This window comes from Pseudomonas sp. GW821-FHT02A11, from assembly GCF_059421985.1.
On the sequence record NZ_JBWKWB010000001.1, the window covers coordinates 136,522 to 149,264 of the forward strand.

At 61.3% G+C, this 12,743-nt stretch carries 11 protein-coding genes; 6 read left to right on the forward strand and 5 right to left on the reverse strand.

Annotated features, from left to right (window positions below; all coding sequences use genetic code 11):
- Nucleotides 1-74 precede the first annotated feature (74 nt).
- Together AC07V9_RS00645 and AC07V9_RS00650 are read right to left on the reverse strand one after the other, a co-directional pair.
- The gene (locus tag AC07V9_RS00645) at nucleotides 75-1,148 is read right to left on the reverse strand and encodes an AI-2E family transporter (RefSeq protein ID WP_495013769.1); all 1,074 of its coding nucleotides are present in this window, start codon (nucleotides 1,146-1,148) and stop codon (nucleotides 75-77) included.
- A 43-nt stretch (nucleotides 1,149-1,191) separates the two neighbouring features.
- Nucleotides 1,192-2,259, reverse strand: coding sequence for a DUF2066 domain-containing protein (locus AC07V9_RS00650; RefSeq protein WP_495013770.1), 1,068 nt, complete (start codon nucleotides 2,257-2,259; stop codon nucleotides 1,192-1,194).
- 312 nt (nucleotides 2,260-2,571) lie between these two features.
- On the opposite strand from AC07V9_RS00650, the gene purM reads away from it, so the two are divergent.
- From purM to AC07V9_RS00680, 6 genes are all read left to right on the forward strand, one after another.
- Nucleotides 2,572-3,630, forward strand: coding sequence for a phosphoribosylformylglycinamidine cyclo-ligase (gene purM, locus AC07V9_RS00655; protein WP_495013771.1), 1,059 nt, complete (start codon nucleotides 2,572-2,574; stop codon nucleotides 3,628-3,630).
- A 23-nt stretch (nucleotides 3,631-3,653) separates the two neighbouring features.
- Nucleotides 3,654-4,307 carry a phosphoribosylglycinamide formyltransferase gene (purN, locus tag AC07V9_RS00660; RefSeq protein WP_495014114.1) on the forward strand — a complete coding sequence of 218 codons (654 nt, stop codon included), beginning with the start codon at nucleotides 3,654-3,656 and terminating at the stop codon, nucleotides 4,305-4,307.
- 31 nt (nucleotides 4,308-4,338) lie between these two features.
- Nucleotides 4,339-5,055, forward strand: a complete 717-nt coding sequence (locus tag AC07V9_RS00665; protein WP_495013772.1) for a DUF3108 domain-containing protein — start codon at nucleotides 4,339-4,341, stop codon at nucleotides 5,053-5,055.
- Between the two features lie 152 nt (nucleotides 5,056-5,207).
- On the forward strand, nucleotides 5,208-7,016 hold the full coding sequence (locus AC07V9_RS00670) for a di-heme-cytochrome C peroxidase (protein ID WP_495013773.1): 1,809 nt from the start codon (nucleotides 5,208-5,210) through the stop codon (nucleotides 7,014-7,016).
- A complete protein-coding gene (locus AC07V9_RS00675) occupies nucleotides 7,013-8,188 on the forward strand; it encodes a catalase family protein (RefSeq protein WP_495013774.1) in 1,176 nt (391 codons plus the stop codon). Before AC07V9_RS00670 ends, AC07V9_RS00675 begins: the two co-directional genes overlap by 4 nt.
- Before the next feature lie 258 nt (nucleotides 8,189-8,446).
- Nucleotides 8,447-8,638, forward strand: a complete 192-nt coding sequence (locus AC07V9_RS00680) for a hypothetical protein (protein ID WP_495013775.1) — start codon at nucleotides 8,447-8,449, stop codon at nucleotides 8,636-8,638.
- Nucleotides 8,639-8,829: 191 nt separating this feature from the next.
- Here the strand turns inward: AC07V9_RS00680 and AC07V9_RS00685 are convergent, their stop codons facing one another.
- The 3 genes from AC07V9_RS00685 to relA all read right to left on the reverse strand — a co-directional run bounded on the left by AC07V9_RS00685 (nucleotide 8,830) and on the right by relA (nucleotide 12,618).
- On the reverse strand, nucleotides 8,830-9,372 hold the full coding sequence (locus AC07V9_RS00685) for a DUF2058 domain-containing protein (RefSeq protein WP_495013776.1): 543 nt from the start codon (nucleotides 9,370-9,372) through the stop codon (nucleotides 8,830-8,832).
- Between the two features lie 38 nt (nucleotides 9,373-9,410).
- A complete protein-coding gene (mazG, locus tag AC07V9_RS00690) occupies nucleotides 9,411-10,244 on the reverse strand; it encodes a nucleoside triphosphate pyrophosphohydrolase (RefSeq protein WP_495014115.1) in 834 nt (277 codons plus the stop codon).
- Between the two features lie 130 nt (nucleotides 10,245-10,374).
- Complete coding sequence (gene relA, locus AC07V9_RS00695; protein WP_495013777.1) at nucleotides 10,375-12,618, reverse strand: GTP diphosphokinase; 2,244 nt, start codon at nucleotides 12,616-12,618, stop codon at nucleotides 10,375-10,377.
- Between the last annotated feature and the right edge of the window lie 125 nt (nucleotides 12,619-12,743).

Consider the following 12,743-nt stretch of genomic DNA (forward strand, 5'->3'; position numbering starts at 1 on the left):
CGACCTACCAGCAGCGCCTGTACCTTCTTTCGCGAATGAATTCGCTCCCACGGATCCGACCGCGCTGCGACTTCCTACAAATCCGGGTCTTCCATCCCGCCGTAGATATCCGAATCCTTGTACAGATCGTGCACATGGCGCACCAGCACCATGATCACTGCCGCCACCGGCAACGCCAGCAGGATGCCGGTGAAACCGAACAGCTCGCCGCCTGCCAGAATCGCGAAGATCACTGCCACCGGATGCAGGCCGATACGATCGCCCACCAGCAGCGGCGTCAGCACCATACCTTCGAGCGCCTGACCGACCATGAACACCGCGACGATGCCGAGCATCGGATACAGGTCGCCGCCGAACTGGAAGAAGCCCGCCAGAATCGCCGAGCCGATGCCGATCACGAAGCCCATGTACGGCACGATGGCCGCAAGCCCCGCAATCACGCCGATCAATAGACCCAGTTCCAGGCCCACCAGCATCAGCCCTGCCGCGTAAATCACACCCAGCGCCACCATCACCAGCAGTTGCCCGCGAATAAACGCGCCCAGCACTTCATGACACTCATCAGCCAGGGCGACGATTTTCTTCTCGCGATGACGCGGCAACAGGCTGCGCACTTTGGCCATCATCACGTCCCAGTCGCGCAGCAGGTAGAAGCAGACCACTGGAATCAGCACCAGGTTGGTCAGCCAGCCGATCAGCGCCAGGGTGGACGTGGTGGCCTGCGCCAGCACGATACCCACGATGTCGCCGGTCTGCCCCATGTGCTCGGAAATCGCCGCCTTGACCTTGTCGAATTTCCAGAAACCGTCCGCCAGCCCCAGCTTGGCCTGAGTCCATGGCAGCGCCGTGTGCTGCAGCCAGTCGAGGATCTGCGGCGCCAGTTCGTACAAGCGATACAGCTGCTTGGCGAGCATGGGCACCAGCACCAGCAACAGGCCCATGAAGATCAGGGTGAAGAACACGAACACCGTCACCACACTCAAGGTGCGCGACATTTTCAGTTTTTCCAGCCGATCCGCGAGAGGATCGCCCATGTACGCCAACAGCAACGCCACCAGAAACGGCGTGAGAATGGCGTGCAGCAACCAGACAAACAGGCACAGCAGGATCAACCCGCCCAGCCAGAACCAACGACGTGTATCAGTCATTACCGCCCCTCAATCCATTCAAACGACGTCGCTATGAACCCGCTTACCAGCGAAAGTGCAGTGTTTGTGCAGCCGCAGCCTCCGGCACGGGTGCGCCCCCCGGCGCGCCACCGGCGACCGGCACTTGGGCGGCGTTCACCGGTGCACTGGCCACTTCGCCTGCCGGGACTTCCTGCAGCTTGGCCAGCGACAGCTGCGAGCGAAGCTGATCCGGGCTGCCGCTGACGTCGAACACCACACGATCGGCGTCGGCAGACTTCAAACGGCCGCCAAACGGTTCGAGCAAACGACCCAGTTGCGCATAGCGCTCCAGCGTCATGCCCTGCACTTCCAGCGCCATGCTCGACGACGCGCCCGGCTTGACCACGAAACGCGGCGCCAGACGCTGACTCACCGCCAGCAGCACGGCGTCGGCCAGTTCAGCCGAGCTTGCGCCGCTGGCACTGCCCTGCTCCATCTTGTCGCCCAGCCACAGGTGCCATTTGCCCTGCCACTGGCCGCCATTTTCCTGTGCATGAACCGCCAGAATCCCGTCGGAGCCGTAGCGCTCGGACGCCTGCTTGAGCGGCGTGACGTCGTTGCCGTCGAGGGTCTTGGCGTTGCCGATGCTCTGCTCGCCAAGGTCCGCCAACGGCAGACGCAGCGGCAAACCGCGATGTTGCGCGGCACGACGCAGGGGGTCGGCAGAAGGTTGGCCGTCACCGACCAGATTGGCGCCATCGGTCGCGTCGTTCAGCCACCAGGCCATGATCACCGGGCGGTTCGAGCCCCACAGCGACAGGCCGGCCTGACGCAATGCGCGATCCGTGCTGGCCGGATCGAAATCCACTTGCAGCGACTCGGGCGGGCCTGCGTCGTAACCGAACTGACTGATGATTTGCTGAGGGTCCTTGCGCACGGCCGCAAGGCCCGCGCTCTGGGCGGCTTTCGCATCGCCGGTCAGGCGAATGACCAAGGTATCCAGCGCCGCCTGGGTGGCGCGGGTCTTCTCATCCGGGGTTTGTCCGCTGACCGGCTCGCGCACCTGATAAAGATTGTTCACCGTCTCGGCCAGGGCCGGGAGACTCATGAGGGACAGACAACCCACCAACAGGCAGTTTTTCAGGCGCATAAAAATTCCTGGAAACGAAAAACGCAGCGTATAGATAGCTGCAGGAAAAAATGACTGGCTCGACTCAGACCGCAATGCGACCCGAATCGCTCACGCTGCTGACGAACTTACACCTTTTATAGCGACCGACGAACGGCTATGACCTGAACACGCGGCTTATTTTTTCTTCATGATGCTTCTGCCCGTCGGCCCGAGGATGGCCGCTTGCGCCCAACCCTGATAAAATCGCGCGCCTTCGCAGACCGGCGATGCTGCGGCCACGAGCCATTCCATTCCGGTCGTTACCCCGAATCCCCCCTAAAGGCCTGGATAATGAGCAAGCAACCCTCCCTGAGCTACAAAGACGCCGGTGTAGACATCGACGCCGGTGAAGCATTGGTCGAACGCATCAAGAGCGTTGCCAAGCGCACCAAGCGCCCGGAAGTGATGGGCGGCCTGGGCGGGTTCGGCGCGCTGTGCGAAATTCCTGCGGGCTACAAACAACCGGTTCTGGTTTCCGGCACCGACGGCGTCGGCACCAAACTGCGTCTGGCGCTGAACCTGAACAAGCACGACAGCATCGGCATCGACCTGGTCGCCATGTGCGTCAACGATCTGGTGGTCTGCGGCGCTGAGCCTCTGTTCTTCCTCGACTACTACGCCACCGGCAAACTGAACGTCGACACCGCCGCTCAGGTCGTGACCGGCATCGGTGCTGGCTGCGAACTGGCGGGCTGCTCGCTGGTCGGCGGCGAAACCGCTGAAATGCCTGGCATGTACGAAGGCGAAGACTACGACCTGGCAGGTTTCTGCGTCGGCGTCGTGGAAAAGGCCGAGATCATCGACGGTTCCAAGGTCGCCACTGGCGATGCGCTGATCGCCCTGCCGTCCTCGGGCCCGCACTCCAACGGCTACTCGCTGATCCGCAAGATCATCGAAGTCTCCGGCGCCGATATCGAAACCACCCAGCTGGACGGCAAGCCACTGACCGACCTGCTGATGGCGCCGACCCGCATCTACGTCAAGCAACTGCTCAAGCTGATCAAGGAGACTGGCGCGGTCAAGGCCATGGCCCACATCACTGGCGGCGGCCTGCTGGACAACATCCCGCGCGTGCTGCCGGAAGGCGCACAGGCGGTGGTCGACGTCGCGAGCTGGACCCGTCCTGCGGTGTTCGACTGGCTGCAAGAGAAAGGCAACGTCGACGAGCACGAAATGCACCGCGTCCTGAACTGCGGCGTCGGCATGGTCATCTGCGTCGCTCAGGAACACGTCGAAGCGTCCCTGACGGTCCTGCGTGAAGCGGGCGAACAGCCTTGGGTCATCGGCCAGATCGGCGTCGCTGCCGAAGGCGCCGCACAAGTCGAGCTGAAAAACGTCAAGGCACACTGATGCCGGATGCGTTGAAGCCTGACATGCACGAACCCTGTGATGTCGTGGTGCTGCTGTCCGGCACCGGCGGTAACCTGCAAGCGATGATCGACAGCTTCCAGGACAATTCGAGCCCGGCTCGCATTCGCGCGGTGATCTCCAACCGCGCCGATGCCTTCGGGCTGCAGCGTGCCAGAAACGCGGGCATCGAAACCCGCGTTCTCGATCACACGGCCTACGAAGGGCGCGAAGCCTTCGATACGGCCCTGATCGAACTGATCGACTCCTTTGCGCCGAAGCTGGTGGTACTCGCCGGCTTCATGCGCATTCTCACTCCAGGTTTCGTGCGTCATTACCACGCACGCCTGCTGAACATACACCCGTCATTGCTTCCCCTGTATAAGGGTTTGCACACCCATCAACGGGTGCTCGAAGCCCGCGACGCCGAGCACGGCTGCAGCGTGCACTTCGTCACCGAGGAACTCGATGGGGGGCCTCTGGTCGTACAGGCTGTTATTTCGGTAGAGTTGCACGACACGCCCACGACGCTGGCGCAGAGGGTTCACACCCAGGAACACCTGATTTACCCGCTGGCAATCCGCTGGTTCGCCGAGGGTCATCTGGCCCTGAACGAGCACGGCGCTACACTGAACGGCCAGCCATTGGGGCCTCGCGGCCACGTCATTGTGGCCAGTTAATTTGGCTCTTTATTTAAAGACGGGAGATATTATGCGTCGCGCTTTGCTCTTCGCTTTCGCTCTGTTCGCAGTCCCTGCGGTCAATGCGGCAGACCTTCAACCTTTCTCCGCCAGCTACACCGCTGACTTCAAACAACTGCCTGTGGGCGGCGGCAGCGCCACGCGTAGCCTGGAGAAAGACGCCAACGGCACCTGGACCCTGAGCTTCAAGGCCTCGATGATGATCGCAAGCCTCACCGAGGTCAGCACGCTCAAGGCCGACAAGAGTGCGCTGGTGCCACAGACCTACCATTTCGAACGTGGCGGCCTGGGCAAAAGCAAGACGGTCGATCTGGTGTTCGACTGGTCCACCAAGTTCATCACCGGCACCGATCGCAACGATGCGATCAAGATTCCGCTCAACACCGGCATTCTCGACAAGTCCACCTATCAACTGGCGCTGCAGAACGACGTAGCCGCGGGCAAGAAGACCATGAGCTATCAGGTGGTCGACGGTGATGAAGTCGATACCTATGACTTCCGCGTGCTGGGCACTGAAAAAGTGGACACCAAGGTGGGTTCGGTCGATGCCATCAAGGTCGAGCGCGTGCGTGATCCGACGCAAAACAAGCGCATTACCGTGATGTGGTTCGCCAAGGATTTCGATTACCTGCTGGTTCGTCTGCAGCAGGTTGAAACCGATGGCAAGGAATACAACATCATGCTGCAGGACGGCACGGTGGCAGGTAAGTCGGTTAAAGGCAGCTGATCATCGCCGCTGTCACCTCCCCTGAAAAACCCGCTGGAGACAGCGGGTTTTTTATTGCCCGCGAGATCATCGAGACTCAAACTCACGCGTCACTTGCCATGGGATTGGCGTGATGTCATAAGGACATCAAAAAACCGACAAGGATGGTTGTCTTGCGTATTTTTCACCGTGCAATGCTGCTGTTGCTCACCATGGTCGTGCTGGTACTGGCCGTGGTGACTTACTACATCGTCAACCCCAGGCTGCCTGAATACACGCCCGTCGAGCAGGTTCAATACCCGCCTCAGTGGGACGACAGCGACCGTCAGACCTATTACTTCACCCCTCAGGGCACACAGGTCAAAGGGCTGCACTACAACTGGTTCACATCGCTTGAGATGCCGTTCTCAGAAGACCGCTTCGCGGCGCCCGAGCACCTCGCCCGGTTCGGTTTCCTGGTAGACCCCAAGCAGGTCGCCACCTCGCTGAACCCCGGCAACCTGCCCGTGGGTTTCACTCGCCACCAGAACCCGGACCACACCGTCGAATACCTGGACATCACCTGCTCGGCCTGCCACACCGGCGAACTGCATTTCAAAGGGCAGGCCTTGCGCATCGACGGCGGCAGCGCGCAGCACGTCCTGCCGTCCAGCGTGCCGACACTGCGCGGCGGCAGTTTTGGTCAGGCATTGGTCGTCAGCCTCGTGGCCACCTACTACAACCCGTGGAAATTCGAACGCTTCGCTCGCCGCGTGCTGGGTGAACGCTACGATGCCGCTCACGATCAGCTGCGTGACGAGTTCAAGCAGTCGTTGAATACCTTTGTCAGAACCGCCTGGAACGACACCCATCGCGGCCTGTACCCCACCGAAGAGGGGCCGGGGCGAACCGATGCCTTCGGTCGCATCGCCAACGCCACCTTCGGTGATGCCATCACGCCGGACAATTACCGCGTCGCCAATGCGCCTGTGGATTATCCGCAATTGTGGGACATGTGGACCTTCGACTGGGTGCAATGGAATGGCTCAGCCAAGCAGCCGATGGCGCGCAACGTGGGCGAATCCCTGGGCGTTGGCGCGACGCTGACGTTCTTCGATGCCGCAGGTCAGCCTCTGAAGGTGGCGGATCGTTACCCTTCCAGCGTGCGGGTGCGCGACCTCAACACCATTGAAAAGACTCTTCAGCGCCTCAAGCCGCCGGTCTGGCCGGAACAACTGTTCGGCCCGGTGAATAAGCCATTGGTCGCACAGGGCCGCGCGCTGTTTGCCGAACATTGCGCCGGCTGCCACGTGCCGCCCCACAGCGTGGTGGACGGCCGTACCGTCCAGTACCTGAACATGATCCCGGTGGCGGAAATCGGCACCGATCCGAACACGGCCAACAACATTGCCGACAACCATTACGACGTGAGTGCGCTGAAATGGACCCAGGCCGAGCTGGAACAGCTCACCAACGTGAAGCTCGCCAAATCGGCGCCCCCACTGGACACCCGCAGCGTCACCTCGGCCAAGGCGCTGGCGTACATCACCGCATACGTTGAAAACAACGCCTACAACGTAGCCAATGTGCCCGCTGCCGAGCGTCCAGGCATGGATGGTTTCGGCCTGCCGATCGCCGTTCAGGAACTGCGCGCGTATAAAGCCCGGCCCCTGGACGGCATCTGGGCCACGCCGCCTTTCCTGCACAACGGTTCCGTGCCGACGATCTATCAGTTGCTGTCGCCCCAGGATGAGCGCAGCACCACCTTCTATAAAGGCACCTTCAACTACGACCCGTTGCATTTGGGCTACGAAACCGGCGCCTTTAAAAACGCGTTTCTGTTCGATACGACTATTTCCGGCAACCACAACAGCGGCCACGAATTCCGCGACGGCAAGCGAGGCAACGGCGTGATCGGACGCGGCCTGCTGCCGCAGGAGCGCTGGGCCTTGGTGGAATACCTGAAAGTGCTGGGCGGCCCGTTGGAGCAAGAATTGCCATGATCACTCGACATCGCGACACACCAAACACTTTGCTCGGGCGGCTCTGGCTGCGCCTGGGTTCACTACTGGGCAAGACCCTGCTGTGGCTGATCGGGCTAGGCCTGTCGGGCTGGGCACTGTCGAGTGTCTGGTTCGCCTGGCAGCACCGCGGGCCAGTGCCGGTGGAGGAACAGATTCCGCCCGGCGAAGCGGCCATGACCCAAGGCATCATTCAGACAGCGGTGCGCATCGTCGACCAACATCGCGAACCCACGCGCTACCTGCGCGACGCCCATGCCAAGGCCCACGGCTGCGTGAAGGCGGAAGTCAGCGTGCTGAAAGACCTGGATCCGGCGTTGCGCCAAGGGGTGTTCGCCGAGCCGGGCAAAACCTGGCAGGCCGTGATGCGCCTGTCCAACGGCAACGCCTACCCGCAGTTCGACAGCATCCGGGATGCGCGTGGCATGGCACTCAAACTACTGGATGTGCCGGGCAAGCAACTGTTGGCTGACCAGCAAACCCGCGCAGAGCAGGATTTCGTGATGTTCAGCCACCCGAATTTCTTCGTCAGTAACGTGGCTGAATACGCGCAGAACATCGGAGCTCAGGCAGACGGCCAGAAGGTCCTGGCGTTCTTCCCCAGCCTGGACCCGCGAAGCTGGCAACTGCGTCATCTGTTCATTGCGCTCGCGACCCTGGCACCTGCCCCCGCCAGCCCGACGCAGACGACCTATTACTCGGTCTCGCCCTACAAATTCGGCACGGCCAACGCCAAGTTTCGGGTCGCACCGGACCCGCAAAGCTGCCCGCCGTACACCCTGCCCAAACAGAACCGCGACCTGCCCAACTTCTTGCGCACGGCCCTGAATCAGCAGCTGTCCACCGACCGCGTCCCCGCGTGCTTCGTGTTGCAGATCCAACGACAGGACCCGCAGAAGTTCATGCCGATCGAGGACACCAGCATCGAATGGAAGGAAAGCGACGCCCCGTTCGAGACCGTGGCCAACGTCAGGGTCGCGCCCCAGGATTTCGACACCCCGGCGCTCAATCTGGCCTGCGACAATCAATCCTTTAACCCGTGGTTTGGGGTCGAGGCGCATCGCCCCGTCGGCGGCATCAACCGCCTGCGCAAAGCGGTGTACGAAGCCGTCAGCGATTACCGGCATAGCCGCAACGCACTTCAAGACAAATGACAGGCTCGGGGGAACAGGCGAAAACGCCAGCTTTGTGGCGTGTTTTGTTCCCCGCGTCTTTATGAAAGATTCTTCATCCCACTCAAGCAGCTGCGACAAAACGCCGCACACCCTTCAAAATCAGCCAGTTACTCACTGTTGCCGGTTTCGTAAAAAACTCTTACCGAATTAAACGATTTACGTAGCAAGCTACCCAATTCTATAAAGGAACCACTGCGACGTCCTGCCGCACACATCAAAGAGTCAGGAGTTTTCAAGATGACGGTAACGGTTACTGAACGCGACGAGTCCCACCAATCCCACGAAAGCATCGCCGCTGGCATCCAGATGTGGGATGTTCGCCAACAAGACCAGTTGGTAGGAGTGTTTCACCAGGAGTCGGACGCCAAGCGTTACGCAGCAGAGCTCGCGGAGCTGGAAGCCAAGAAGGCAGCGAGCCACACGCAATAACGGATTTGCGAAAAAACAAAACCCGCCTAGGCGGGTTTTGTTGTTTATAGCGATATTCAGCGAACACCGATCGGCCCTGTGGGAGCGACTTCATTCGCGATACGGTGTGACAGTCACGAAGCTGCGTCGGATGTACTGGCCTCTCGCGAATGACTTCGCTCCCACAGGGTTCACCGTTTACAGGTGTCGAGTTACCACATCAGATCATCAGGGATCTTGTAGGCTGCGTACGGATCATCGGCATCCGGCTCTTCGGTCGGCTCGCTGAGCATCACGATACGCCGCGGATCACGCTCCTGAACCTTCAACGCCGCTTCACGCGGGATCACCTCGTAACCGCCACCGTGATGGACGATCGCCAGCGAGCCGTTGCTCAGCTTGCTGCGCATCAGCGAGTTGACCGACAGGCGCTTGACCTTCTTGTCGTCGACGAAGTTGTAGTAATCCTCGGTCGTCAGCTTCGGCAGGCGGGTCGCTTCGATCAGTTGCTTGACCTGCGCGGTGCGGGCCTTCTGCTCGGCCTTTTCCTGCTGTTGACGGTTCAGCTCCTGGTCGCGCCTGGCCTTTTCGGCCATGGCGTCCTGGGCGGCGCGCTGGGCCGCGTCGTCGGCGACCGCCTGGCCTTTGTGCACCAGACGCTGCTCTTTCTGCTTGCTCTTGGCGACCTGTTTGGCCTGCTTCTCGTTGACCAGGCCTGCCTTGAGCAGTTGGTCACGAAGGGAAATACCCGCCATCTGTCTTCTCTCTCTGACGCTCTAGCTAAATAGTCGACTCAACCGCAGTTGGGCGTGTTCTTTTCCTGGCGCTTGGCTTCGCCCCAGAGCGCATCCATCTCTTGAAGGCTGCAATCTTCGATGGGGCGGCCGCTGTCGCGCAAGGCCTGTTCGATGAAACGAAAGCGCCGCTCGAACTTGCCGTTGGCGGCGCGCAGTGCATTTTCCGGATCGACCTTGAGGTGGCGGGCCAGATTGACCACCACAAACAGCAGGTCGCCGATTTCCTCGTGGATGCCGTCCTTGTCGTTGTCGGCCATGGCTTGGAGGACTTCGTCAAGCTCCTCGCGCACCTTGTCGATCACCGGCAGCGCTGCGGGCCAGTCGAAACCGACCTGCGCCGCGCGCTTCTGCAACTTGGCCGCTCGCGACAAAGCGGGCAGCACAGTCGGCACGTCGTCGAGCAGGGACAACTGCTGCGGAACGTGGGCCTTCTCGGCGCGCTCCTGGGCCTTGATCTCTTCCCAGCGGTGCTTGACCTGGTCTTCACTCAGGCGCGGCGTTTCCAGCGGGGCATACAGATCGCCAGTGGGAAACACATGGGGGTGACGCCGAATCAGTTTGCGGGTGATGCCATCGACCACGCCGTCGAATTCGAAGCGCCCTTCTTCCCGCGCCAGCTGGCAGTAATACACCACCTGAAACAGCAGGTCGCCCAGCTCGCCGCGCAGGTCATCGAAATCCCCGCGCTCGATGGCGTCGGCCACTTCATAGGCCTCTTCGAGGGTGTGCGGCACGATGGTCGCGTAATTCTGCTTCACGTCCCACGGGCAGCCGTATTGCGGGTCACGCAGGCGGGCCATGAGGTTGATCAGGTCGTCGAGCTTGTACATTGAATTCCAATTCACGTCCGGAGGCGCCTGAACCGACATCATCGCGAATGAATTCGCTCCCACAGGGGCAACGAGATCTCCTGTGGGAGCGAATTCATTCGCGAAGCGTCGGCACAAACAACGCCAATCGTTAAGGCGTACGATTACGCCGCGTCTCGATGATGTTCGGTAGCTGCGAGATGCGCCCCAACAGACGGCCCAGGGCGTCGAGCCCCGGAATCTCGATGGTCAGCGACATCAGCGCGGTGTTGTCTTCCTTGTTCGAGCGGGTGTTGACCGCCAGCACGTTGATGCGCTCGTTGAGCAGCACCTGGGACACGTCACGCAGAAGACCCGAACGGTCGTAGGCGCGGATGATGATGTCCACAGGGTAGGTGAGCACCGGCACCGGGCCCCAGCTGACCTGGATGATCCGCTCAGGCTCGCGCCCGGCCAGTTGCAGCACCGATGCGCAGTCCTGGCGGTGGATGCTCACGCCACGCCCTTGGGTGATGTAGCCGACGATGGCGTCGCCCGGCAACGGCTGGCAGCAGCCGGCCATTTGTGTCATCAGGTTGCCGACGCCCTGGATCTGAATGTCGCCACGCTTGCCCGGTTTGTAACCCGAGGCCTTGCGCGGAATCAATTCCAGCTGTTCGTTGCCACGCTCCGGCTCGACCAGTTGCTGCGCCAGATTGACCAATTGCGCCAGACGCAGATCGCCCGCGCCCAAGGACGCGAACATGTCTTCGGCGGTCTTCATGTTGGCGCGTTCGGCCAGTCGGTCGAAGTCCACCTGGGGCAGCGCCAGACGCGCCAGTTCGCGCTCCAGCAGCACCTTGCCGGCTGCAACGTTCTGATCGCGGGCCTGCAGCTTGAACCAGTGAACGATTTTCGCCCGCGCCCGCGAGGTCGTGATGTACCCTAGGTTCGAGTTCAGCCAGTCGCGGCTCGGCGTGCCGTGCTTGCTGGTGATGATTTCGACCTGCTCACCGGTCTGCAGGCTGTAGTTGAGCGGCACGATGCGACCGTTGATCTTGGCGCCACGGCAGTTGTGACCGATCTCGGTGTGCACGCGGTAGGCGAAGTCCAGCGGCGTTGCGCCCTTGGGCAAGTCGATGGCGTGACCGTCCGGGGTGAACACGTAGACCCGGTCGGGCTCGATGTCGACGCGCAACTGCTCGGCCAGACCACCGATGTCGCCCAGCTCCTCGTGCCACTCCAGCACCTGACGCAGCCAGGAGATTTTCTCTTCGTAGTGGTTGGAGCTGGATTTGACGTCGGTGCCCTTGTACTTCCAGTGCGCACAGACGCCAAGCTCGGCCTCTTCGTGCATGGCGTGGGTGCGGATCTGCACTTCCAGCACCTTGCCCTCCGGACCGATCACGGCGGTGTGCAGGGAGCGGTAGCCGTTTTCCTTGGGGTTGGCGATGTAGTCGTCGAACTCTTTGGGAATGTGCCGCCACAGGGTGTGGACGATGCCGAGCGCGGTGTAGCAATCGCGCATTTCCGGGACCAGCACGCGCACCGCGCGAACGTCGTAGATCTGGCTGAATTCCAGACCCTTGCGCTGCATTTTGCGCCAGATCGAATAGATGTGTTTGGCCCGGCCGCTGATGTCGGCCTTGACGCCGGTGGCCAGCAGTTCGTTTTCCAGCTGCGACATGACGTCGGTGATGAAGCGCTCGCGATCCAGGCGACGCTCATGCAACAACTTGGCGATCTGCTTGTATTGCTCAGGCTCCAGGTAGCGGAAGGACAGGTCCTCCAGCTCCCACTTGATGTGACCGATACCCAGGCGATGCGCCAAGGGCGCGTAGATGTCGAAGACTTCCCTGGCGACGCGGTTGCGTTTCTCGTCGTCGGTGTTCTTCACCGCGCGGATGGCGCAGGTGCGTTCGGCCAGCTTGATCAGCGCCACGCGCACGTCGTCGACCATGGCAACGAGCATCTTGCGCAGGTTTTCCACCTGCGCCTGAGTGCCCAACACCAGCGACTGGCGCGGGCTGAGACTGGCGCTGATGGCCGCCATGCGCAGCACGCCGTCGATCAGCTTGGCCACGGTGGGGCCGAAACGCTGGCTGACGTCGGGCAAGGGAATCTTACCCTCACGCACCGCGCGGTAAATCACGGCGGCGATGAGTGAGTCCTGATCGAGCTTGAGGTCGGCCAGGATTTCGGCGATTTCCAGGCCCGTCTGAAAACTTGACGTGCCTTCCGCCCAGAGGTTCTTGGCGGCGTTGTCCTGTTGCTCGGCTTGCCGGGCGAATTCACAGGCTTCTTTCAACGCCTGTCGGTCCACTGCGAGATCGACGCTGACCACATGATCAAGCCATGCGTCGAGATTGATACTGCCGTCTGTGTTTATCGGCTGGTGTGCTCTCACCTGTACCATGTTGCTTACCTTCCCTACGGCGCGATGAAATGCGCCATCAGTCGCCGGCCTTCTTCAGCGCATGCTCCTTGCGGGCCTTGCAAGGGCTGGCATGCGCGGGCCAGTCGGATTAAACGAGTTTCCCT

Excerpts from the sequence above, each read along its gene's own strand:
- AC07V9_RS00645 (WP_495013769.1), bottom strand. The coding sequence starts at position 1,148 with ATGACTGATACACGTCGTTGGTTCTGGCTGGGCGGGTTGATCCTGCTG.
- AC07V9_RS00650 (WP_495013770.1), bottom strand. The coding sequence starts at position 2,259 with ATGCGCCTGAAAAACTGCCTGTTGGTGGGTTGTCTGTCCCTCATGAGT.
- purM (WP_495013771.1), top strand. The coding sequence starts at position 2,572 with ATGAGCAAGCAACCCTCCCTGAGCTACAAAGACGCCGGTGTAGACATC.
- purN (WP_495014114.1), top strand. The coding sequence starts at position 3,654 with ATGCACGAACCCTGTGATGTCGTGGTGCTGCTGTCCGGCACCGGCGGT.
- AC07V9_RS00665 (WP_495013772.1), top strand. The coding sequence starts at position 4,339 with ATGCGTCGCGCTTTGCTCTTCGCTTTCGCTCTGTTCGCAGTCCCTGCG.
- AC07V9_RS00675 (WP_495013774.1), top strand. The coding sequence starts at position 7,013 with ATGATCACTCGACATCGCGACACACCAAACACTTTGCTCGGGCGGCTC.
- AC07V9_RS00680 (WP_495013775.1), top strand. The coding sequence starts at position 8,447 with ATGACGGTAACGGTTACTGAACGCGACGAGTCCCACCAATCCCACGAA.
- AC07V9_RS00685 (WP_495013776.1), bottom strand. The coding sequence starts at position 9,372 with ATGGCGGGTATTTCCCTTCGTGACCAACTGCTCAAGGCAGGCCTGGTC.
- mazG (WP_495014115.1), bottom strand. The coding sequence starts at position 10,244 with ATGTACAAGCTCGACGACCTGATCAACCTCATGGCCCGCCTGCGTGAC.
- relA (WP_495013777.1), bottom strand. The coding sequence starts at position 12,618 with ATGGTACAGGTGAGAGCACACCAGCCGATAAACACAGACGGCAGTATC.